The organism is Oligosphaera ethanolica (genome assembly GCF_030814695.1).
GTDB classification, from domain to species: domain Bacteria; phylum Verrucomicrobiota; class Lentisphaeria; order Oligosphaerales; family Oligosphaeraceae; genus Oligosphaera; species Oligosphaera ethanolica.
Genome location: NZ_JAUSVL010000001.1, coordinates 1,510,568 through 1,534,454, shown reverse-complemented (window position 1 = coordinate 1,534,454; position 23,887 = coordinate 1,510,568). Strand labels below are relative to the sequence as shown.

Sequence of the window (23,887 nt, the reverse complement as noted above, 5' to 3'; positions counted from 1 at the left end):
AGGCCACCCTCTGGGCCGGTCGCCGCTAAGCAATGGCGGCCGGTCCAGCCGCTAGTGCCCGGGGGAGCAATTTACCCGCTCTCCCGGACTTTTTGTTCCCTCTCATCACAATCTGAAAAGCACATGGACTCCATTCAACACATTCGCAACATCAGCATTATTGCGCACATTGACGCCGGTAAAACCAGCACGACTGAAGGCTTTTTGTATTACTCGGGACTATCACACCGCTACGGCAGTATTGACGATGGCACCACCGTCATGGACTTCCTGCCCGAGGAACGCGAACGGGGCATTACCATCGCCGCCTCAGCCGCGACTATTCCCTGGAAAGACGCCTTGATCCACCTGATCGACACTCCCGGGCACATTGATTTCACCGCCGAGGTCGAGCGCTCGCTGCGCGTCATCGATGGCGCGGTTGTCATCTTCAGTGCGGTTGAAGGCGTTGAAGCCCAGAGTGAAAAAGTGTGGCGGCAGGCCGATGCGTATGGCGTGCCGAAAATCGCTTTCATCAACAAGATGGACCGCGTTGGCGCGTCCTTTGAACGCACGGTGGAGCAGATCAACAGCGTCTTCAATCGCTGCGCCTTGCCCCTACAGCTGCCGCTGGGCGTGGAAAACAGCTTTACGGGAATGCTTGACGTGCTGACCCGCGAGCAGATTCGCTTCCGCGGCGAGCGCAACGCCGAGATTATTCGCGAACCGCTCAGCCCCGATCAAGACGAGTTGTGCCAGCGCGCCTACAACGCCGTGGTGGAACGGTTGGCGGACGTGTCTGAGGTGATTGCCGAGCTTTTCCTCGCCGAGGAGGACATACCGCTTGCGGTGTTGCGACAGGAGATTCGCCTGCAGACTTGGGCGCGCAAGATCGTCCCGGTCTTCGTCGGCAGCGCCAAGCGCAACCTGGGCATACAACCTTTGATCGACGCTGTCGTCGACTACCTGCCGTCGCCGCTGGACGTGCCGACGTATCAGGCCTTCGACCTCAAAAGCGGCGATCCTGTCGAGGTCAAGACCGCCGCCGCCGCACCCTTCGCCGGCCTGATCTTCAAGGTCAACGCGTCGGTGACGGCCGATCTCTTCTACATGCGCATCTACGCCGGCATTCTCAAGGTCAATGCCACGCTGGTCAATACCCGCACCGGCGAAAAAGTGCGCCCACGTCAGCTCTTCAAAATCTTCGCCAAGAACACCGAGCAGATCAGTGAGGCCGGCCCCGGCGATATCGTCGGTATGACCGGCCTAAAAGACTGCAGTATCGGCGACACCCTCTGCGAAAACCGCCGCCTGGTCACCTTTGAAAAAATCAGCTTCCCCGAACCCGTGATCTCCATGGTCGTCGAACCCAAATTCAGCAAGGACAAAGACAAGCTCGACGATGTGCTCGATATGCTCTGCCGTGAAGACCAAACCCTGCGCCGCGCCAGCGCCGAAGATACTGGCCAGCGGCTGCTTTCCGGCATGGGCGAACTGCACCTGGAAGTCAGCCTCAAGCGCGTCAGCACGGATTTCAATGTCGACATCCGCTGCGGCGAGCCGCGCGTTGCTTACCGCGAAACCCTGAAAGCAGCGGTCGTCGAAAAGGTCGTCTTCGAAAAAGTCCTCGGCGACACGCCTATTTATGCCGAAATCACCATTGCCTTCAAGCCCTTGCCACGCGGTGAAACGATGTTCGACATCAAATCGGCCCTGCGTGATGGCAACATTCCGCGGGCATATATCCACAGTGCCGAACGGGCCTTGAATGACGGCCTGCGCACGGGCGGCCTCCACGGCTATCCGCTGATCTATGTGGCCGCGACCATCACCGAAATCAAGTTTTCGCAGGAATCGACCACTGAGGGCGCCGTCGCCGGCGCGGCCCTGCAGGCGATTGACCAGGCGCTGGCCAAGGTCGGCACCACGGTCCTTGAACCCATTATGCACCTGGAGATACTCACGCCGGATGACACCGTCGGCGAAATCTCCATGTTCCTCCAGCCGCGACGCGCGGTCATTCGCGATATTTACAGCATCGACCAGATGAAAAAGATCATTTGCGAAGTGCCACTGGCCGAGATGTTCGGCTTCGGCAAGGCCCTGCCGCGACTCAGCGGGGGCAGGGCGTCCTTCTCCATGGAACCATCCGGCTACCAGGAAATGCAGGTCAAATAAAGCGCGGCAGAAGGACCGCAACCTGGGAGCGCCGCCGTCCCGGCGGCAATGGCGCTTTTTTTATCCACAGATTACGCAGATTAACGCAGATTATTTTTTGAGAGTGGCTGCTTGGCAGTCCAAGGCCCCATCCTGGGAGCGCCGCCGTCCCGGCGGCAATGGCGCTTTTTTTATCCACAGATTCCGCAGATTAACGCAGATTATTTTTGCGCGTGGCTGCTTGGCAGTCCAAGGCCCCATCCTGGGAGCGCCGCCGTCCCGGCGGCAATGGCGCTTTTTTTATCCACAGATTACGCAGATTAACGCAGATTATTTTTTGAGAGTGGCTGCTTGGCAGTCCAGGCCTTTGCCGTTTTTCGCGAGTGCTTCTTCGCGGACCGATCCGACTGATCCGACCGATCGGACCGATCATGTCGACGATCCGTCCGATCCGTCCGATCAAGTCGACGATCCGTCCGATCAAGTCGACGATCCGTCCGATCCGTCCGATCCGTCCGATCCGTCCGATCCGTCGGATTCACCCACATTCGGCCCAGATGGCCGCGCCTTTTTACTGCTGCCCTGTGTGCAGCCGGGGCCATCAAGGCGACTACGGCCTTCCACGATTGGACTGACCTGGATTTGGGTCGTGATGCGATCTTTGAGCGTGCCGACGTGTGAAATGACGCCGATGACCTTGCCTTCGTGCTGCAGGCCAGCCAAGGCATTGAGGGCGCAGTCCAGCGCGTTTTCATCCAGCGCTCCGAAGCCCTCGTCGAGGAACAGCGAGTCGATGCGGACATTCTTGCTGGCCATGTTGGACAGGCCTAGGGCTAAGGCCAGGCTGACAATAAAGCTTTCGCCACCGGAGAGATTCTTGGTTGAGCGGATGGCGTCGGCTTGGTAGTTGTCGAAGACATTGAGCTCCAAGGGATTGTCGCGGTCGCGGGTGAGCAGATAGCGGTCGCTCATCTTCCGCAGCTGCACATTGGCGTGCCTGATGACGATCTCGAAGGTCAGGCCCTGGGCAAAATCGCGGAATTTCTTGCCGTCGCTGGAGCCGATAAGGTCGTGGAGCATTTGCCATTTTTCGCATGACTGCCGCTGCGTGTCCAAGGAGGCGGTTTTGTCCCGGTGTTTTTCCTTTGCCTGGTCGTTGGTGTCGAGCTCCTTGCGCAGGGCACCGCGTTTTTCGCGTTTTGCGGCCAAGTCTTCCTGCTGCTTTTTTTGTCGCGATTCCAGGTCTGCGCGTGGCTCGTTGCTCAGGGACTTTTTCTCTTCGTCGGCGAGTTGTTCGCGGAGAGTCTTGTCTTTGGTGACGAGTTCGGTGGCGTTTTGCTTGAGGTCGTCGTCCTTTTCTTGCAGTGCCTTGCGGTCGGCTTCGGGCTGCCGTGCGGCGAGGAATGCCGCTTCGTCGCTGAAACTCCTGGCGGCGATGGCCTGGTGGAACGCCTCCTCGGCGCGCGTCGTGTCGGCTTCGAGTTTACCTGTTTCATCCTTCAGATTACTGATGGCGCTTTTCAGGTTTTGTTGTTTTTGCTGGCAGTCCTGCAACAGCTTGTTCGCTATGTCGCGTTTGGTCTCGGCGCGTTCCAGCTCATTGATCACGCGCGTTTCTTCGTCATTAGCGGCCTTGCCACCAAGGACATCCGCGCGGCTGGCCTGCAGCTCGGCGAGCTCGCGCTGCTGAGTGGCCAGCTCACCGTTTTGCTTAGTCTGCTCATCCGCCAATTCACGGAGTTGCTTCGTGCGTTCGGCGATTGTGGCCGTTAGGGCCGGGATGTCCTGGTCAAGCTTAAGCAAGTCCTGTTGCAGGTGTTGCCAATCATTGTGGCGCTGTTGAAGCTCGCTGTAGATGCCATCCAGGCGATCTTCGCTGATGTCGTCGTAGCCGAAAGGCTGGATAAGGCTAAGTGTCTGCTGGAGCTGCTCTGTCAGGCGATTCTGCGCGGTGGTGCTGGCTTCTGCTTTTGTCTGCAGGTGCTGCTTGGCAGTGTCGATGTTGGCCTTCGCACTCATGAGAGCCATTTCAGCCTTGTGGGCGGCGGCAACGGCCTTCTCTGCTTCTTTCTTAAGCATCTCGACGGTCCCGGCGTTTTTTCTTGCCTGCTCAACGACCCTCGCCGCTTCTGCCGTTTGGGCATCCAGCTCTTGTGTGAGTGCCGCAAGCTTTTCGCTCAGTGCCGGCATGTCGGCTTTAAGACTGCCGTCCGGCGCGATCTTGGCGCAGAGTTCGTTGAGCAGCCTGGCCGCCGAGGGGATATCCTGCGCAAGTTGATTGAGATCGGCTTCAGCCTGGGCCTTGTCTCTCCGCTTGCCATTAAGCTCAATTTCGAGTCGCTGTATCTCTTTGTCTAGCTCACCGAGTTTATTCTTGGCAGCGTCGCATTGTTGTTGGGCGGTGCTCGGCACTGGGATGTTGCCTTTTGCGAAAGGATGGTCCGTAGCGCCGCAGAGCGGGCAGGGCTTGCCGTCCGCCAGAGCCTGGCGCGCCTGCTCGTAGTCGGCAATGAGGTTGGCGGCGCGGAAGGTCTCTTCCAAGCTGCTGACCAGTTTGACCTGAGTCTGGCGGCCTTCTTCCTTGCCCCCCAGGATCGTTGTCAGTGAGGCAATGCTGTTTTGGAGTGAGTCGCATATCTGCGTGCAATCGGCCTGCTTTTTGAGTAGAATACCGTATGCGCCATGGCGTTCCTGTGCCCGTTGCACGTGTCCTAGTATGCCTTGCAATGACCGCAGCTGGTCTTGCCAGTCGTCATGCATTTTCCCGCGCAAGACGTCCTTCAGTTCGGATTCGGCCGCGATCAGGTTTGCTCCGGCTGCTTCGGCTGCAGATTGCAGACGGTCAAGATCGCTTTGGTCACGGGCGACGGCTTTGTCCGCCTCCTCCTGCATTTTCTTGGCCCTGTCCAGCTCAGCCGATGCCTTGTCCAAGTCCTTACGGGCCTGCCGCAGTTGGGTGAATTTGTCGCGGATGGCGGCCAGTTGCTCCACTAGTTTGCCGTCGGCGCTGCGGCCAGCGGCTTTACTGCGCAATTGGTCGCGCAGCTCATTCTTGTCGGCCAGCGCGGTGTCGTCCTTAGCCACCGCAGCCTGCAGTTCCTTCGTGCGTTTCAAGATTTCAGCAAGAGTCGTCGCGGTGCCTGCCAACAGAATCTTGCCAGTCTTGATTTTGCTGTCCAGATCGCGGGCTTCGCGGAGCAGCGGCGCCAGGGCAAGCTGCGCGGCTTTGACGGCCTGGTATTGCTCTGCTGCTTCCTCAGCCGCCTTAGTGGCCAGTTTGCTCTGTTCTTGCAGTTCGGGCAAACGCTCGTTGGTGGCCGCCAGCTCTTCAATTTTATTCTTGCAGTCGGCGCGGAGCTGGGCATATTTGCCGTATTCCGCGTCGCATTCCAAGGCCCGTAGCGCGGCGGCCAGCCGTTCGCGGTCTGCCGCGAAGGCCGCAGTGTCCGCCGCGAGTTGTTCTTTTTGCGGCTGTATGGTGGCCAGGCCCTGGTTGAGTTCTGCCAGTCGCTGATGCCAGTCGATGGCGGCCTGCAGGGCGACAATCTGCTTATCGAGTTCCAGCATGGCCGAGTCAGTGGCTGCGAGTTCATCGCGCTTCTGCTGTTCTTCATCGTCGCTGAAAAGCATCACGCCGTTGAGTTCAGCTTTAAGCCGCTCCAGTGTTTGTTTTTCGTCTGAATTGCGCTGGTGAACCAGCTCGGATATCTCCGTGTAGATACTGGTGCCGGTAATGCCCTCCAGAATGGGCGAGCGCTTGTCGGGGTCGGCCTGCAGAAATGCCGCAAAACTGCCTTGTGCCAGCAGCATGGAGCGGGTGAAACGCTCGAAGTTCATGCCGGTCACCTCCTCGACTTTCGGGATGACCGCCAAGAGTTTTGTCTCAAGCAGCTTGTCGCTAGCGAGGTCGGCAATTTCGTGCTTCTGCTGCTGCAGCTTGCCATCGGCCTTGCCACGGGCGCGGCGTTGGCTCCAGGTACAGCGGTAGTGCCCTCGCAAGGTGCTGAATTCCACCTCGGCTAGGCATTCGCCGCAGTGCCGCGACATGATGTCGTTGGCACTCTGGTTGACGCGCTCGAGTCGCGGCGTCCGCCCGAAGAGGGCCAGGCAGATGGCGTCGAGGATGGTCGACTTGCCGGCGCCAGTGGGGCCCGTGATCGCAAATATGCCATTGCCGCTGTAGGCCGGATGGGTGAAATCAATGCGCCATTCGCCGACCAGCGAATTGAGATTCTGCAGACGGACCTTGAGAATTTTCATGCTTCCACCCCCTCGACGGCTTGCGTGTCGGCTTCCTGACGCGACTGCAGTATCTCGTTGTAGGCGTCGATCAGCGCGGGCCGTGTGGCGGCAGGGACGTCATGGCTGTCCAGGCAGCGGTTGAAGACTTCCTCCGGCGTGAGGTCCTCCAGGCTCTCCCCGGGGACGTCGGCGTGTAGGGCATGGAACTGGCCCCGGGCTGTTTTTGTGCAGAGAATCTCCGTGTGGCTACCCGCAACGGCCTTGTTCAGCTGGTCACGCAGATCGCCCATGGGCTCCGTGCTGTCGTAAATTGTTTCCAGCCAGACTCGGTCGCTGGAGTTGGCCAGTTCGGCGACCCGCGCCAGGAGGGCCTCCCGGTCGCCGGTGATGGACAATATCCGCTGGTAAAGTGGTACTGGCAGCTGTTCGATGCTGCGCTCCGGCGCAAAGCGGATCAGGTTGACACCCTTTTGTTGCGCGTCCTCATGAAAGCCCATGGGGAGCGGCGAACCGCTGTAGCGAATGAAGTCTTTGCCGCCGACGGCTTGCGGGACGTGGATGTGGCCGAGGGCGACGTAGTCGCAGCCGGCCGAGTAGGCATCGGCACCAATCTCGACCAGCGAGCCGACGACGTAGAGCTTCCGGGTGCCATCGCCTTCGGCTACGCTGCTGCCGCTGCTGTAGAGATGGCCCATGACGACTATGGGTGGTTTCGTTGCGAACTTTTCGCGCTGGGCGAGGGCCTCGTCGCAGACCGCGCGGATGTGCTCGCGAGTTCTGGCGATCAGCTGCTTATCTTTGTCCTCGGCGCTTTCATTTTCGCCGATGACGCGAATGTCCCGTTCGCGCAGGTAGGGAATGGCCCCGACCACGAGCTCCGGCGCGTCATTGCGATCGTACAGCACGACCACTTCGTCTTTAATGCTCTCAGTCATACAGCCGACGACGTGGATGTTCAGGGCTTTCAGCAGGGACGCCGGCGCATTTAGCAGCGACGGCGAGTCGTGATTGCCGGCTATGACCACGATGTGGCGGCAAACGCCGGCCCGCCAGACTTTCGTCAGGAAATCGAAGTAAAGACTCTGCGCGGCGTTGCTCGGTATGCTGCTGTCAAAGATGTCGCCGGATACCAGCAGCACATCGACACCATGCTCTGTGATGGCGCCGTTCAGCCAGTCGAGAAAATGGGCGAATTCGTCATGGCGGCGGCGGCCCATCAGGGTGTGTCCCAGATGCCAGTCGGAACTGTGTAGAATCGTCAAGGGCTTGTCAGTCATGGTCTCTCCTCTGTCTTGCCGTGCCGCGCTCATGGCCATGCGTCCGGGGCAGGGCGCAGATTGTCTGCGCATGGGCCGGCGTCGTCATTTCCCCCGAGCCGGCTCCCCGCCGGCTGCAAGCCCTCAGTATAACTGCCGAAAGCCGCCCCGACAACCGCCGAAAGGCCGCCGCCGGAAAAAAGATTGCGTCTGCCCGGCCTGGCGCTGGCAATACGTCGTGCAGGGCCTATTTTGAGCAGCGATGTGTACAGCCGCAGGCTGTTTTTAGTTCATGTGGCGACTTGTCGTTTTCAAAGAGAAAGAGGGTGTGGTCATGGGGCAGTTGCAGGCAGGAACGGGCAGGGTGGACATTACACCGGGACTGGGATGTCACATCGCCGGCTATTTTGAAGACCGTATCGCGGAGCACATCCACGACCCGCTTTACGTGAAGGCTTTGGCCATCAGCGATGGTGAGACGACCATCGGGCTGATGACGATTGATCTGGTGTACATCACGTCGGAGCTGGTCGAGGAAGCCAAGGCGATGATTGCGGCTCGGACCGGCGTGCCCGCCCACTGCGTCATGATTTCATCCACGCATACCCACACCGGCCCGGCCGTCCGGGCGGTACTCGGCACGCCCGCCGAGCCGGGATATGGCGAGACCCTGCCCCAAAAGATTGCCGATGCCTTCGTGATGGCCTACAATCAGCGTTGTCCCGCCGAACTTGCCCACGCGTCCGGCTCCTGCCCTGAGGAGGTACACAACCGCCGCTGGCACATGAAAGACGGTACTGTGCGCATGAATCCCGGTTACTGCAATCCCGATGCCATCAAGCCCGCCGGGCCGACCGACCCCGAACTCGGCGTGATGATCTTCCGGGAAAAAGACAGCCGCAAGCCCATCGCCGTCTATGCGAATTACCCGCTGCATTACGTGGGCAACAACAAGCATTGCTGGATATCGGCGGACTACTTCGGCGAGTACGCCACGGCTCTGCAGCGCATTGCCGGCGAGTCCTTCATGGTCATTATGGCCAACGGTTGCCAGGGCAATATCAACAATTGCGATTTCACCCGCCCGCCACGCAAACAGACCGATCCCTATCACAACCAGCGCCGCGTCGCCAACGTCATCGCCGCCGAAACCTGGAAACAGTGGTCGCTGCTGCGCGAAGACGACTTCGTGGACCAGCTGACCGTCGCCGCTACGCTCAAGATGTTGCCCTTCCAGCGCCGCCGGGCTAGCGCCGAGGATCTGGCCAAGGCCGAAAAGATCGTCGCCGCCAATGACCATAGCAACGCCATGGAGTGGATCTACGCCAATGAGCTCGTCAAGCTCGAAAAGGACGTGCCGCCGTCCTGGGACGTGCCCCTGCACGCCCTGCGCGTCGGCGATCTCGGCATCGTCGGGCTGCACGGCGAGGTCTTCGTCGAAATCGGCCTGGCAATCAAGGAGCAGTCGCCATACAAGCGCAATTTGGTTGTCGGCATGGCCAATGGCTCGTCCGGCTACATTGCTACCGACCAGGCCCTCAGCGAAGGCAGCTACGAAACCCGTCTCTGCCGCCATGTCTGCGCACCGCCCGGAACCGGCCCGGCATGGATCGCCGCCGCCGTCAGCGCCCTCAACGAACTCAAACCACGCACCTGACCGGCGTGGGGCACCGTGTTTGGCACGAGGACGACCGGTCGGTCGCCCTTGTCGGTGAAAAAAGCCGGTCGCCCCAGTCGATGGCAGTCGTTCTGGTTTTATGCGCTGCAGGCGCGCGTTGCTCTGGGGCAATACGCCCTATGCGGGCCGCTCTTCAGGGCTGGATGTCGATGCCGGTGTGGACGCTGAACGCGCGCTGTGCCTCCCGCTCCGGCCGTACGGCGACGAAGAGCTGGCGTGGCTGGTCATTCTCCATGTAGACAAAGGGCCGTTCGACGCGGAATTGCTCGCGGGGCGCCGTGTCGGCAAAGGGGAGGTCGCGCGTGCAAAGCGGCTGGATGATGCGCCAGTCCTTGCCGTCGGCGCTTTCCGCCAGCATCAGTGAGCGTTCGCGGTCGTGATAGTTCCGGCCCATGTCCTTGAAAGCCGCGTAAAGCCGCCCGCCCCAGCTGAAGACGCCGGGGTCTTCTGCTGCGAAAGGCTGGCCTTCCCGGCGGAAGATCGGCTCGGGGTGGCGGACAAAAGGGCCCTCCGGGCGCTCGGCAAAGGCCACTCCCAGCACGATGTCGCCATGATGTACGGGATTGTCCGGCCGCGAACAAGCGCGGTAGAGCATGATGAAACGGCCGTCGGCCATGCGGCAGACGCTGGGATTGCAGGATACCAGTTCGTCCCAGGAGCCCGGCGTCGCCGGCGCCAAGGGCTGACCCAGCCGGCGCCAGGGGCCACCCGGGCGCTCCGCCACCGCCAGGCCCACCCGCTGATTGTAGCGGTGGCTCGGAAAGGTGCCGTCGCCCGTGTTGCCCGTGTAGTACATATAGAAGCGACCGTCGTGCTGGATGATCCACGGGTTGTGCACCATCGCGTGGTCCCACGCCTCCGGCGACGGGTCGCCGCTGAAAACCACGCCCTGAAAGCGGTACTCGGCATCGGGGTGCTCCGCCACGGCGTAGCCGATCTCCGAATGGTAGAGCCAGCCGTCAAAACCACGCGCTTCCGGCCATACCGACAACATCAGATGACAACGACCGTCGGCGCTACGAACCATCGTCCCGCACCAGGTGATCTTACCCGGTGCCGAGACAATGCCCAGCGCCGGAATGGGTTGAAGCGTAATCTGCATCGAATGTTCCTTTATCTGTATCGCGCGCATGCCATGACCGGCAGCAGGCACCCCTGGATGGGTAATGGATAATGGTAAAAAAGCCCTTTACAATACCCGCTTGGACGCGGATTGGAAGAAGCCAGTCCGACTGATCCGACTGATCCGACTGATCCGACCGATCCGACTGATCCGACCGATCCGACTGATTGATCGGTCCGATCGGTCCGATCCGTCCGCGATAAAAGACAGTTGATCCGACTGATCCGACTGATTGATCGGTCCGATCTGTCCGATCCGTCCGCGATAAAAGACAGTTGATCCGACTGATTGATCGGTCCGATCGGTCCGATCCGTCCGCGATAAAAGACAGTTGATCCGACTGATCCGACTGATTGATCGGTCCGATCGGTCCGATCCGTCCGCGATAAAAGACAGTTGATCCGACTGATCCGACCAATGCTCTTCACTTGGTGTGCTGGCAATCGCCCGCCATGAGTTGATTGGTAACCATGCACAAGATCATTTGCCGAGGTTTTTAGCGCCGAAGGCGCGACCTAAGATAGCCCAGGGCAAGCGCCCGCAGGGCGCGTCGCCCTGGGTAGGGGCCCCACCCGAAACGGAGCCCTGTAAGGGCGGCCTAAAAGACCTATGGCAAGGCGCAACATGAATTTCCATTGCCTCTTTGACCCCAGTTAACGGCTTTCCTTTCTTCATGGCTCCTTTCGACGGTTTTTTGGTGTTGCCTTCATGCTAGTCACGATCAGTCTGATATAGTATTTATTCGCAAGCTACCGCGAATACGGGTGCTCGCGTGCAACCGATTGATAGGGAGAGTATTGATTGTTGTGTTGATTACAATAGAGCCGCTGGGGTAGATATTACCACCCGAAAAGGACGATGCCATGACCTTATCATCTCACCGCCACTGTGATCGGCAATCCTTGTTAGTCGTACGGGGCAATAGCTTTTCCCCCACCAGCCGTGCTATCCTGACCGCCTGCATGGCTGTAGTGATGCTGTTTGCCGGCATGGCCTCGGCGGCGGAAATAAGCACCGAGCAGGCACTGGCCGCCGTTGGCAATTGGCTGCGCTACACCCAGCAGCGCCCGTTGGCGACGCCACTCACCCGCAGTGGCGACGTCGTCCAGAGCCTCCGCGACGAGCAGGGCAGGGCGCTCTGCCACGTGGTCGCCCTGCAGGACGGTGGCTTTGTCGTTACCGGCGGCGACGACGGGGTTGTGCCGATTGTCGCCTTTGCCGCCAAGGGCGCCTTTCCGTCGGACCGCAATCATCCCCTGCGCGCCATTCTGCACCGGGACCTCCCGCAGCGCCTGGCATGGGCCGATCAGCGCCGCGCGAATCCGGCGACCCGCCAGGGCGCCGACATGCCGGACTACGTCGCGCAGTGGCAGATGCTCCTGGCGCCGTATCAGACGACCCGCAGTGGAATTGAGCTGCCCGACGATCTGCGCGTGGCGCCAATCGTGCAGTCAGCCTGGGGGCAGGATGTTATCTACTCGGATAGCTGGGAACGAATAAACATCTACAACTACTACACGCCAAAGAACTACGTGACAGGCTGCGTCGCCACGGTCGGCGCCCAGCTGCTGCGCTACCATGAATACCCGACAGCACCGGTGGCTGCGCTGACCAAGCAATGCGAAGTCGATGGCGCCCCGATGGCTCTGACCATGAAAGGCGGCACCTACGCTTGGCAGAACATGCCCCTCAAGCCCGATGCGTCTATCACCCTCGCCCAGCGGCAGGCCATCGGCAAGCTGCTCTATGACGTCGCGGTCAGCGTGGGCATGAGCTTCACCGCCTGGTCGTCGTCAGCGTCAGTGTTTGATTTAAGTGAGCGCCTGCGCGACACTTTTTATTTCGCCAACGCCAAGTACTTCCTTTGCTGGGACGATGGTTTGTACGTTTCCAGCACGACTCATTATGAGGATATGTTGCTGAGCAATCTCGATGCCGGCTATCCGACCGTCCTAGGAATTAGTGGCAACCAGGGCGGCCACGCGGTGGTTGGCGACGGCTATGGCTTCCACAACGGGCGCCTCTATGTGCACCTAAACATGGGCTGGGATGGCTCCGAAGACAGCTGGTACAATCTCCCAACTGTCGTTACCGAACAATTCACCTTCAGCGTCTTCGATGAGCTGCTTTTCAACGCCTTCCCGGATTTCAGCGGCGAGCTGATTTGCGGTCGGGTTACCGACTTGGCGGGGCAGCCCCTGGCCGGCGTCGCCGTTACGGCACAAAATGTCGCCACGCAGGCCATCGTCGCCGAAATCTCCACTAATGATCGCGGCATTTACGCGCTGAAAATACCCGCTCCCGCGCCCGCTCATAAGCGCTATCGCATCCGCGCGGTCTTCCGTGGCGCCGAGGCATCGGAAATCGTCGATAATGTTGTTACGAGCAACGACTACAATATTATTGACACGGCGGACAATGACATCCGGGTGAAGATCGGCAGCCGCTGGGGCGTGGACTTTGAACTAGATCCCCTGCCGTTCAACTACAGCGTCGAGAATGGCGCTGTCACCATCACGGGTTATGACGGTGAACCGACCGCGTTGGTAGTGCCCGATGTTATTGAAGACCTGCCCGTCGTCGCCATTGCGGCCGGGGCCTTTCAGGATTTTGTCACTTTGGCCAGCGTCGTGCTGCCTGACTCCGTGGTGTACGTCGGTGAGGATGCCTTTGCCGGCTGCATCAATCTGCAGAGCGTCACCCTCGGTCGCGATTTGGCCAGCATTGGCAATGGCGCTCTGCGAAACTGCCCAGCGTTGACGACCATCGTCGTTGCACCAGCGAATGGCGCCTTTGCAACGGACGCGGCCGGCGTCTTGTACAGCTATGACTTCAGCGCGCTCTACCGCTATCCGGCCGCCCGCGCCGGTGACTACGACGTCCTCGCCGGCGTGAGCATCATCCAGCCATACGCATTTGACAGCTGCTCGGATCTCCAACAACTCACCTTGCCTGAGAGTCTTGTGGAAATAAGTGCGGTGGCATTCCGCGGTTGCGCCTCACTGACCACGCTGACTTTGCCTGTTGGCTTGAACCGCATCGGCGACGGCGCTTTTGCCGACAGCACAATCACGGAGTACGTCTTCGTAGGCCAGCCGCCGGCGTTGGGTTACGCGCCATTCCCAGCTGGGGCCACCATCCGCTACTACCAGACAGCGCCCGGCTGGGACGGCCTGGCGACTTTCGGCGACCGCCCTGTCGAGATGATACCCGTCTTCTACACGGTGAATTTCGTGCTCGGGGACAAAGGCCGGACCGATGACGAGCCGCTGCTCTCTCAGCAGGTCCAGCGTGACACGGCCGCCACTGCCCCAAATGTCGTGACCGACAGCCCCTGGGCCTTCGCCGGCTGGGACGCCGACTTCAGCGCGGTCGTCGGCGATATGACCATCCATGCCCGCTACTCCTATCGCCGCGATGTCGCCCTGGTCGCCGGCTGGCAGGTCATCGGCCTCGACTTCGTCCCCGATGAAAACTGCGGCGCCGCGCTTGCCGCCGAAGACCTCACGCGTTACGATCACGCTAAGAAAGTCTTCGCCCGGCCGGCCGGCTTCGTCCCTGGCCACGCCTACTGGCTCTTCCGACACGAGCCCGGCACCATCACTCTCAGTGGCGATATCGTTGCAGCGCCGCCATTGCCCAGCACCCGCGGCTGGCATTTCGTGGCTGTAGGCGCAAATTACCCCGTGCTGCCGCCGGACATCGTTGCTGCCTGGCAGTGGCGCAACGGCCGCTATATCAGGGTGACCGAGGAGCTTGCCATCGGCGCGGGCTACTGGCTCTACTGCTTGGGCACGGCCCGCTAGCCGCGGCATGCAAAACGACGTAATCGGTCAGTAACCACCCCGGTGGGGAAAACACCGGGGTGGTTACTCCTATGAAACACGCTGCCGCAAAGGTCGGCGGAAATCAAGGTCGAATGGCTGGGCGGCGGCGGGCTGTGGGTTTCCTGCAAATTGTCCCAGCGAAGCGCCGGGGTGTACACTGACCGATTACTAAAACGACAGCCTTTCGTTGCTGCGTCGTATTGGAAACGGTCGTTGCGCCATTAGTGTATATCGTGCATCGGATCCCCTCGCCAGCGTTTCTACCACCCCAGTTCACAAGGAGGATTTATCATGGGCGGAATTATCTTCATCATTCTGGTCATTGCGGTCATCATGCTCGTCGCCATGTACAACGGCCTGGTTCGCAAGAAAAAGTTGGTCGACAACGCCTGGTCGCAGATTGACGTGCAGCTCAAACGCCGTTACGATCTTATCCCCAACCTGGTCGAGTCCGTCAAGGGCTATGCCGCCCACGAAGCCGGCTTGCTCGAAAAAGTCACCCTGGCGCGGACGCGGGCCATGGGCGTGCCCAGCGGTGACACCGGCGCCAAAATTGCCGCCGAGACCGAGCTTGGCGGCGCTTTGCGCGGTCTGATGGTGCAGGTCGAGGCCTACCCCCAGCTCAAAGCCAACGAGAACTTCCTCCAGTTGCAGGAAGAACTGACGTCCACGGAGAACAAAATCGCCTTCTCCCGCCAGCACTACAACGACAGCGCCACCAACTACAATACCGCCATCGCGGTGTTTCCCGCCAATGTCGTCGCTGGCATGTTCAAGTTCCAGGACGCCGCACTCTGGCAGATCACCGAAGCCGCTGAACGCGAAGCACCCAAGGTGAAATTCTGACGATGAGCGCGCCGCTGACTTTCCATGACATGATCGCGCGCAACAAGCGCAACAGCGTCATTTTGATGACGCTGATGGTGGCGTTGCTGCTCTTGCTCGGCGTCGTCTTCGGTGGCGCTTTTGATGCGCTCGAATTCGGCGTGGCGCTGGCGCTGATCGTGGGTGCCATCTGGCTGCTGATTGCCTGGAATGCCGGCGCCGGCGCGCTTATGGCTTTCAGTGGCGCCAAGGAAATTGAAAAAAAGGACTACCCGCAGCTGTTCAATGTGGTCGAAGAACTGTCCATCGCCGCGGGTCTGCCCATGCCACGGGTTTTCGTCATTGAAACCGACGCGCCCAACGCTTTCGCGACGGGCTCTGATCCGCAACACGCTGCTGTCGCCATTACTACCGGCCTGCTCAACAAGCTCAATCGCGATGAAGTGCAGGGCGTCATGGCGCATGAAATCGGCCACATCCGCAATTTCGACATCCGCTACACCATGCTCATGGCCATGCTCGCCGGCGCCATCGTCATGCTTAGTGAGGTGTTTCTGCGCATGATGTGGTTCAGCGGCGGCGGCCGCAGTCGCCGTCGCAGCAACCGCGAGGGCGGCGGCAATGCCCAGGTCGTATTCATGCTCATCGGCATCCTCTTGGCCATCCTCGCGCCGCTACTCACCACGCTCATCCGCCTCGCTCTCAGCCGCCAGCGCGAATACCTCGCTGACGCCTCCGCGGTGGAATTCACCCGCAATCCCGGCGGGCTGATGTCCGCCCTGGCCAAGATTTCCGGCGACAGCACGCCGATGGAGACTAGCAAAGTCACGGCACCGCTCTATATCGTCAACCCCAAGCTCGGCCTGCGCGGTGGCGGCAGCAGTCTCTTCAGCACCCACCCGCCGACCCAGGAACGCATCGCCCGCCTCCAGGGCCTCAACGGCGGCGGCATCCCGGGCTGATACACGCGGCGGCGCATCGCAAGCACGGGCCATTCCTCCCTTGGCAATACCTCGGCCCAAACTGACTGGCACCCAAAAGAAGACCGGGCGGGACACTTTCGTATCCCGCCCGGTCTTGTGTGTTATGTCGTATCATGCAGACGGCTGGTGCGTCTGACGCTCGGTGCCCGTCTTTTAGCGCGCGGCGAGCATGCGATCAATCATCATCAGCGCCCCAGTGGAGTTGCCGGCCATCTTGAGCTTCTGCACGATGGCGTCCACTGACGCTTCCTCTTCGACCTGCTCCGTCACAAACCACTGCAGGAAAATCTGCGTGGCGTTGTCCTTGGCTTTCTGCGCCTGGTCAACGAGGGCGTCAAAGGCCTTGGTCACCGAGCATTCGTGCTTGTAGGCGTCCTCATAGGCGGCCAGGGGGCTCGCCCACTGCGCCGGCGGTGCCGTCACCGCGCCGACGGTAATGCGGGCGCCGCGCTCGTTGAGATGCTTGTACAGCCGCATGGCGTGCCCAGTTTCCTCTTCGGCCTGTTTTTCCATCCAATGCGCCGCGCCTTCAAGATTGATGCTGTAAAAATACGTCGCCATGGAGAGGTAGAGCCGCGCGTTGTAGAACTCCTCGTTCATCTGCTGGTTCAGGGCGTCGGCCATTTTTTTGCTGATCATGGGTATTGCCTTTCCTGGTTATGCTGCTGCGTGAGTGCGCGGACCTCCTTGCCCCGTCGACGGGAGAATCCCGCCAACAGTCGCAGCGCTCTGCGAATCCGCGCGCTAGTCAGAATCTATTAGAGGCCGACAATTACGGTTAAGTTCCCACGCGGAAAATGACCAGCCCCCGCCAGCGCCGGCCACCGCACAGGCGCAAAGCGCAATCGCATGCTTCCCCGCTGGCCGGGTGCTGGCTCCTCCCGTTCAACTATGCAGTCGAGAGCAGTCGAATTTTGTCGGGGCGGACCTGTGTGTCCGCCCGCGTGGCGAGGAGGCCGTTGCAAATAACCGCGACCAGGCGAAATTGGTCCATGGCGTCCAATCAGTCCCCAATCAGCCCCCGGCGTCCAGTCCGTCCCCAATCAGTCCCCGGCGTCCAGTCCGTCCCCAATCAGTCCCCGGGGGCGAGCGTCATTCCCTATGGTCCCGAAAGTCCCCACGGTCCAAGCCATGAGACCATGCCTTATGAGTCGTGAGTCCTCGCCCCAGCGCCGCGCCAACCGCACCAACCAGTCCATGAAGTCCAATCCGTCCCCAGTGTCCAATTCCAGCCCCGCAGGAGTCCCGCCTATGCAAGAGTACCTCCAGTTCGCCGAAGCGATTTCTGACGAAATCCGCGTCATTGCCGACTTCATTCACGCCCATCCTGAACTCGGCTTTGAGGAATTTCAGGCCGCGGACAAAATTGCCGCCTTCCTCGAACGCCACGGCTTTGCGGTCACCCGCCAGGCTGCCGGCATTGCCACGGCTTTTCGTGCTGACATGAAGCTCAACGACGCCGACAATGCGCCCCGCGTCTGCGTCTGTGGCGAGTACGACGCCCTGCCGGGCCTCGGTCATGGCTGCGGTCACAATCTCATTGCCGCCGCTGGCCTCAGCGCGGCGTGGATAGCCGCCAAGTACGCCGAAAAACATCACCTTGATCTCAATCTCTGCTTTATGGGCACCCCCGCCGAGGAGGGCAAGGGCGGCAAGGTCAAAATGATCAAAGGCGGCGCCTTTGCCGACGTGGCCATGGCCGTCATGGCCCATCCATCGGAACGCACCGAAACCGACAGCGGCGGCCTCGGCGTCGCCCGCGCCCGCATCAGCTTCCACGGCAAGGCCTCGCACGCCGGCTCCGCGCCGGAGCGCGGCATCAACGCCCTCGACGCCATGGTCTTCTTCTACGCCGATATGCTCGAATGGAAAAAGGCCATCGGCACCCGCGAACGCGTCCATGGCATTATCACCAATGGCGGCGACGCGCCCAATATCATACCCGATCTCACCCAGGCGTTCTTCTACGTCCGCGCTGCCACGACGCCGGCCATCGACAAGCTCAAAAAGGCCCTGGACGAGTCCGTTCGCCGCGGCGCCGAAAAAGCCGGCTGCCGCTACGATATCGAGTGGGACGAAGGCACCGCCCCCATCCTCGTCAACCGCCCCATCAATCTCGAGTACCAGGCCGCCTGGCGGGATATGGGCGAGGACATTCCCCTCTGCAACGGCGACGAACGCTGCGGCTCCACCGACATGGGCAATGTCACCCAGATCATGCCCGGCGCCCATGTGCGCTTCGCCATCAGCGACGGCGAACCCTGCCCCGGCCATTCCATCGCCTTCCGCGAGGCCGCCGCTGGTTCCGCCGGCTTCGCCAACGCCATCAAGGCCGGCGCCGCCATGGCTCGCATCCTCATCCACTATTCCCAAGACCAGTCATTCCGCACCGCCGTTAACGCCGACTTCCACCAGCGCCGCCATAAATAGCTGGGCAACCAGTAATCGGTCAGCCATCGATACCAGCCGTTCCCGCAGTATGCTGAGCCAAGCGCGCCCGTTTTCCGGCCGTGGTGCGGGCTTTCAGCCCGCGCCGTCGCAAGAGGCTAGCAGGAGTCACCACGTGCTGATTACGGTTGTAAAGCCGGGGTGGGTAGGAACCCCTGTGCAGCGCAGTGTCAATGGCTGGTCGATTACGGCAACCACCACCAAATTGCCTCGCTACCAATGCTTTTCGCGCAAGTCGTGCTATAGTAAGCACTGCGTCGGTGGCTAGTACCGCGCCGGCACACCCACGATACACGTGGGGGCGAAATGGTCTCGACTGCTAAGGTAGAACGCAGGTCGCATGCGGAGGATGATCGTTGGCCTCCTTAATCATCGGTCGAAAAAGTAACTGCGAAAAACGAACTCGCACTCGCTGCTTAAGTACAGCGACGTCTCTACCCGGATGCCTGATAAGGGATAGAGACGCAAACATCGGGCTGGTTCACAAGCCGCGCCAGCGGGCCTGAGAACAAGACTCAACAGATGGCCGCTTTCTCCGCCGTGTGTGGACGCCACCAAAACGGAGAACTAAGATTAAATCGCGTCCTAAGCATGTAGACGCCTTCGGGAAATCTTCTCAGGACCCGGGTTCGACTCCCGGCGCCTCCACCATCCAACAAAATCAGCCTGCCCGGTACACCAGCCGCGCAGGCTTTTTTGTATCGTGGACCCACTGGACTTCCAGTGCCGCCAGGCGGCTCCTGGGAGCGCCGCCGTCCTCGGCGGCATTGCGCCTGGGAGCGCCGCCGTCCCGGCGGCATTGGTCTTTTTTCTATCCGCAGATTGCCGCAGATTTTTTTGCGGTTGGCTACTTGGCAGTCCCAGGCATCTTTATAGCGGCCCCCAACGTTTGGGCAAGGCTATGAGTGGAAATGCGCTGTCACTGGCGCGGCCCTCTCACGTGAGGGTGCGAAGCCTTTACCTAAACAGATCGTCAATTTTTTCATACCAGTTTCGTCCGGGTATGCCCTTTTGGTGGCGATCATCGGTGGCTGACCCGCTAGCGACGGCTATAAAGCCAACCACGGCGGCTGCCGTCCAGGGACTGATTTCCTTGTACAACAACCAGTCCCAGAAGCCGCTGGTCTGCGACGAGAAGCCAAGCGCCAGGAAAAAACGGAGGATATTGATCCCAACGGCCCAGCCGAAGACTGTCCCGGCATCCCAGGCGATTTCCTCCAGGCCGACTCGGCGTTGCGTTGTTACATACCAAAACCGGGTGAATTGACCGGCTATGACAAGAGCGATAAGCCAGTGCACAATACACAGAAAGATATTCACGTGCCCCTCCTTGCCAGGACAAGGTGAATGGCTTGCCTGGCTTTGCTAAAAGTGTCCCGAAAGGCGTTGCGCTACTCGTGTTGCCGCCGGGCCAACTCAAAATGGCTTGGAACAATGCCGTCTCCAAGGCTACTGTACTCCCCCTTTGCGAAATGTAAAAAGAGGGGGCTTTATAGTGCCACCAAGAATTGGGAAGGGCTAGACGCGTAGCAGGCCTTGACCGATGTCCACCCTGAGTATAGTGGTCAGGACTTGTGTTATAATCTATTATATAGAGGTTGGATGCTTCGTGTTTTTAGGGTATGTGCATGGACTCATATCCTATATGTGAAATCGGTTACGTAAAGTTTATACCCCCATGAATTTATTAGTGAACTTACTTGTGTTCAGATAAATTCATTTCAAGGTCAAAATGATTATTTGATGTTTATTTTTTGTCTTTTTCCAATGTAATCAAAAATTGCATTGTAATTTAGTTGTGTCGTTGAATAAAAATCTTCGACTTTGACGGAGAAATTTACTGAAATATCTTGTGACAATTTACTGTCATTTGAACCACATAAAAAATACAAATTGACACCATGTCCTTTGCGTAAAATTTCAATGAGTTTATCTTTAATTTCCTGGGAATAATTATATAAAGTTTCTATATTATCTATTAGTATAATATTGGACGGAATGAAATAAGTTTCTTGCTTATAGACTTGCAAAAAAGAATTGTATAAATTTTGTAAATCATTCACAGATTTGATTGGTGTTATTACATACTGCTTGTTATTTATTTTCCTTGCAACTTTCATCATATTATTAGTTGCTTTTTTGCCATAAAATAACACGCCACTTATTTTTTGAAAATCCAAACTGATTATTTCATTGTCAATATCAAGAAATATTGGAATTTCTCCAGTTGAATTGGAATTAACTAAAATGTCAGCAATTTGTGATTTTTCCATACTTTCTCCTTAAGTAATATTCGTTTTACGATGCCCTAGGTATTGGATTTTTCTCATGGATTTGTGATTGAGTAATCAATACACTGGACTATAACTCGAATCTTGGACTATAACATAAATCCTGTGAGTTACCATGAAGGAATGCCACGGCATACCCGCCACCACCGACCTCACGTCTCTTGCCGCCACGAAGCTGGCCACCTGCCGATGTTGACGCTCTTGGATCGCTCTGGCGGCGCCAGCGGGGAGGGCAGACGGTTGCGGGAGTACCCAGGTCCTTGCCAAGCCTGCCGCGAAGGAGACGCCGCCCGAGTTCGCTGTATGATTTATTGCTCGGATAGCGATAAAAACCCAGGTCCTGAGGTTCCGAAGCCATACTTTACGGTGGAAGGGTGGGAGAAATCTCTGTTTTGGGCGAGAAAACGGAGAATTGCCTTGCGACCAGGCTAGTTTCGGTGAGGTTAGACCGCAGAGGGTGCGCTCTGAGGAGCCGCTTCCTCCAGGATTCGAACCCGTGACCTCCACACGTCTTGAGCGTGGTAATTCAATCTGGCGAAAAGGCACAAGGTGATCTGGTGAATTATAGTGGAGGATAGGTAGAGCCCGTCCGAAAAGCATAGTTTGGTTTTGCGAGGGGGAGGAAAGGGCCATTGGCCCTTTCCTCCCCCTCGCGCTCCCCCACCTATCCCTTTTCGGCTCAGCGCATTGCGGCTATCGCTTCGCGTTTGCCGCAATGCGCTGAGCGTCAGCAGCTGAGGGTTCGGACCGGGCTTTTCACCGTTGTTTCGCAGAAGACATGGCCATATTGTGGCTAAAGAAAGGCCGCAAACACGCTTCCGGCAGGCAAATATAGTTTTCGGATGACCTCTAGGTAGCTTTCGACCATTTATTCACCAAGGACTCTGAACGATCATGACCAAGGAACAGGAACGCACTGGGCTGTCTCGCGCAATAACGATAAAAAAATCAACAAAGTGCACGACCCCGCTTGCGGTTAGGGGGGCGTTGTGGCGGGGGGAAGCTTCATGAGTGAACAACCCGGCGGCGAAATCATTCTCTATCAGCGCGATCATGCGCCGGCCATTGATGTGCGTCTTGATGGCGATACGGTTTGGTTGAGTCAGCAGCAGCTTGCTGACCTGTTTCAGACCTCGCGCACCAACGTGGTAGAGCACATTGCCAATATCTACGCGGAAGGCGAGTTGAGCCAAGAAGCAACCTGTCGGGAATTCCGACAGGTTCGCACCGAAGGTACCCGTGAGGTTGCGCGTACCCTACCTTTTTACAACCTCGACCTCATCATTTCGCTGGGCTACCGGGTGCGCTCGCGCATCGCTACCAGTTTTCGCATCTGGGCCACGGAACGGCTGCGGGAATACCTGATCAAGGGCTTCACCATGGACGACGCCCGCCTCAAGAACCTGGGCGGCGGTGGCTATTGGAAAGAACTGCTGGAGCGCATCCGCGACATTCGCTCCAGTGAAAGGGTGCTCTACCGGCAGGTGCTGGATCTGTATGCCACCAGCGTGGACTACGACCCCAAAGCGGAAGCAAGCGTCACCTTCTTTAAAACCGTGCAAAACAAGCTGCACTACGCTGCCCACGGCCAAACTGCGGCAGAAGTCGTCGCCGCACGGGCGGATGCAGACAAGCCGTTCATGGGCCTGCTGTCATTCAGTGGCAGCCAGCCCACCAAGGCCGACGTGGCTGTGGCCAAGAACTACCTTGATGCGGACGAACTCAAGCGGCTCAATGCCCTTGTTTCTGCCTATTTCGATGCCGCCGAATTTCGTGCCATGAACCATGAACCGACCTATATGAAAGATTGGCTGGCACACTTAGAGCAACTGATCGTGGCCATGGGCGGCAAGACCTTGAAGGGCGCGGGGCGACCTAAAAAAACACTGTGCTGCGCAAAGGTACTGGAAAGGAAAAAGACATCGTTCCATTGCCCCTTTTGCCCCAGTCAGCTTCGCCGACTGGGACCAAAGGGGCCGAGGAACATGATCAATACTGGCGCTCTACCCAGGGCGACGCTCCGCCTTCGGCGTCGCTTGCCCTGGGCTATCATAGATCGCGCTTTCAGCGCTCAAATGCCACCGGGATGACGGTATGCGGTAGGACGGTCAAAAAGGCCGGGTGCAATTCCCAAAAGTGGGTCATTGCGCGATGGGGAAAACATTACCCCCCCCCCATTTTTTTTGCAAGTACTCGACTTGCTTTTTTTTGTTGTCGTTGTATGGTATGCTAAATCGCATATATTCAAGGAGTTGCGACGATGGCGATGGAAAAGCAACGCGATTTGGCAAAGGAACTGGTGAAGCTGTGTGGTCTGGTGCGCGGATCGATTGTCCATACGACGCGCAAGTGCGGGCGCGCACAATGCGAATGCGCGAAAGGCAAGCAGCATCCGTTCTGCTACCTGTCGCGGTCTTCAGCTGGTTCGAAAAACAAGATCCAGTATGTGAAGCCGTCCGAGGAAAAAGCGTTTGAGCGTGCCGTGGCCATGTATGAGCGCGCATGGTCAATCATCGAGGAACTGTCTGAACTCAACATCAAGGAGATCAAGAAAAATGGGAATGACGGACGAAGAACTGAACGCCCTGGTGGAAAAAAGCTTCTCGAACGCAAAGCCGAGATCGTCCAGGCGCTGAAAACATTCAACCGGAGCCCGTCGGCGAAGACCTTCAAGGAAGCGGAAAACACACCGGATCGCCTGTTGGGACAGGCGATGGACGACATCGTGGCGGAGGTGCTGCAAAAGACGGTGGGAGACGTCCGAATAGAAAGGCCCGCTAAAAAAAACTCCGGTACCACGGGCAAAGGCTGACCAGCATTCAGCTCAAGCATGGGAAGTATACCTCGATTACCGGGGCCTACTATCTGCCCGTAAAAGAGAAGCGTCGCGGGCGCAAGCGCGGCACGGGTAGACGCGGCGTGGCGGGCACAGGCAGGTTTCCCGCTTTGCTTTTGTTAGGCGTCCTTGCCGGCGCTTCGCCTGCTTTGTGCGAGGATGTCACGCTGGAAGGGCTGCGAGACTCCTACGAAGAGGCGTCCAATGCGTTGCGCTTACGGGGCCGGGACATTTCGGCCAAG

At 58.8% G+C, this 23,887-nt stretch carries 15 protein-coding genes and 1 other RNA gene; 9 read left to right on the top strand and 7 right to left on the bottom strand.

Features of this window, described 5'->3' with window-relative positions; translation table 11 throughout:
* Positions 1-123: 123 nt before the first annotated feature.
* Positions 124-2,157, top strand: a complete 2,034-nt coding sequence (gene fusA / locus J3R75_RS05265) for an elongation factor G (RefSeq protein ID WP_307260322.1) — start codon at positions 124-126, stop codon at positions 2,155-2,157.
* A gap of 459 nt (positions 2,158-2,616) precedes the next feature.
* Here the strand turns inward: fusA and J3R75_RS05260 are convergent, their stop codons facing one another.
* On the bottom strand, positions 2,617-6,396 hold the full coding sequence (locus tag J3R75_RS05260; protein ID WP_307260321.1) for an AAA family ATPase: 3,780 nt from the start codon (positions 6,394-6,396) through the stop codon (positions 2,617-2,619).
* Positions 6,393-7,655, bottom strand: coding sequence for an exonuclease SbcCD subunit D C-terminal domain-containing protein (locus tag J3R75_RS05255; RefSeq protein WP_307260320.1), 1,263 nt, complete (start codon positions 7,653-7,655; stop codon positions 6,393-6,395). The genes J3R75_RS05260 and J3R75_RS05255 overlap by 4 nt, the downstream gene beginning before the upstream one ends.
* Positions 7,656-7,998: 343 nt before the next feature.
* Here J3R75_RS05255 and J3R75_RS05250 point away from each other — a divergent pair, with 343 nt between their 5' ends.
* Positions 7,999-9,291, top strand: coding sequence for a hypothetical protein (locus J3R75_RS05250; RefSeq protein WP_307260319.1), 1,293 nt, complete (start codon positions 7,999-8,001; stop codon positions 9,289-9,291).
* 154 nt (positions 9,292-9,445) lie between these two features.
* Here J3R75_RS05250 and J3R75_RS05245 read toward each other — a convergent pair whose 3' ends face one another.
* Complete coding sequence (locus J3R75_RS05245) at positions 9,446-10,414, bottom strand: glycoside hydrolase family protein (RefSeq protein ID WP_307260318.1); 969 nt, start codon at positions 10,412-10,414, stop codon at positions 9,446-9,448.
* Between the two features lie 884 nt (positions 10,415-11,298).
* Here J3R75_RS05245 and J3R75_RS05240 point away from each other — a divergent pair.
* A complete protein-coding gene (locus J3R75_RS05240; protein WP_307260317.1) occupies positions 11,299-14,241 on the top strand; it encodes a C10 family peptidase in 2,943 nt (980 codons plus the stop codon).
* Here the strand turns inward: J3R75_RS05240 and J3R75_RS05235 are convergent.
* Positions 14,238-14,420, bottom strand: coding sequence for a hypothetical protein (locus J3R75_RS05235; protein ID WP_307260315.1), 183 nt, complete (start codon positions 14,418-14,420; stop codon positions 14,238-14,240). The genes J3R75_RS05240 and J3R75_RS05235 overlap by 4 nt on opposite strands.
* 133 nt (positions 14,421-14,553) lie before the next feature.
* Here J3R75_RS05235 and J3R75_RS05230 point away from each other — a divergent pair, with 133 nt between their 5' ends.
* Positions 14,554-15,108 (top strand): LemA family protein, encoded by a 555-nt coding sequence (locus J3R75_RS05230; protein ID WP_307260314.1) that lies wholly within the window; start codon positions 14,554-14,556, stop codon positions 15,106-15,108.
* Between the two features lie 2 nt (positions 15,109-15,110).
* On the top strand, positions 15,111-16,049 hold the full coding sequence (htpX, locus tag J3R75_RS05225; RefSeq protein WP_307260313.1) for a zinc metalloprotease HtpX: 939 nt from the start codon (positions 15,111-15,113) through the stop codon (positions 16,047-16,049).
* A gap of 174 nt (positions 16,050-16,223) precedes the next feature.
* Here htpX and J3R75_RS05220 read toward each other — a convergent pair whose 3' ends face one another.
* Positions 16,224-16,709, bottom strand: coding sequence for a ferritin (locus J3R75_RS05220; RefSeq protein WP_307260312.1), 486 nt, complete (start codon positions 16,707-16,709; stop codon positions 16,224-16,226).
* Positions 16,710-17,321: 612 nt separating this feature from the next.
* Between J3R75_RS05220 and J3R75_RS05215 the strand changes: the two genes are divergently transcribed.
* Positions 17,322-18,500 carry a M20 family metallopeptidase gene (locus tag J3R75_RS05215; RefSeq protein WP_307260311.1) on the top strand — a complete coding sequence of 393 codons (1,179 nt, stop codon included), beginning with the start codon at positions 17,322-17,324 and terminating at the stop codon, positions 18,498-18,500.
* 315 nt (positions 18,501-18,815) lie between these two features.
* Positions 18,816-19,169, top strand: a transfer-messenger RNA (tmRNA) gene (gene ssrA, locus J3R75_RS05210).
* Positions 19,170-19,475: 306 nt separating this feature from the next.
* Here the strand turns inward: ssrA and J3R75_RS05205 are convergent.
* Together J3R75_RS05205 and J3R75_RS05200 are read right to left on the bottom strand one after the other, a co-directional pair.
* On the bottom strand, positions 19,476-19,838 hold the full coding sequence (locus J3R75_RS05205; protein WP_307260309.1) for a hypothetical protein: 363 nt from the start codon (positions 19,836-19,838) through the stop codon (positions 19,476-19,478).
* A 416-nt stretch (positions 19,839-20,254) separates the two neighbouring features.
* Positions 20,255-20,791 (bottom strand): hypothetical protein, encoded by a 537-nt coding sequence (locus tag J3R75_RS05200; RefSeq protein ID WP_307260308.1) that lies wholly within the window; start codon positions 20,789-20,791, stop codon positions 20,255-20,257.
* Between the two features lie 1,025 nt (positions 20,792-21,816).
* On the opposite strand from J3R75_RS05200, the gene J3R75_RS05195 reads away from it, so the two are divergent.
* Both J3R75_RS05195 and J3R75_RS05190 read left to right on the top strand, forming a co-directional pair.
* Positions 21,817-22,899 (top strand): virulence RhuM family protein, encoded by a 1,083-nt coding sequence (locus J3R75_RS05195; RefSeq protein WP_307260307.1) that lies wholly within the window; start codon positions 21,817-21,819, stop codon positions 22,897-22,899.
* A gap of 170 nt (positions 22,900-23,069) precedes the next feature.
* Positions 23,070-23,621: a DUF6788 family protein gene (locus tag J3R75_RS05190; protein ID WP_307260306.1), complete on the top strand. Its 552-nt coding sequence runs from the start codon at positions 23,070-23,072 to the stop codon at positions 23,619-23,621.
* Positions 23,622-23,887: the final 266 nt, after the last annotated feature.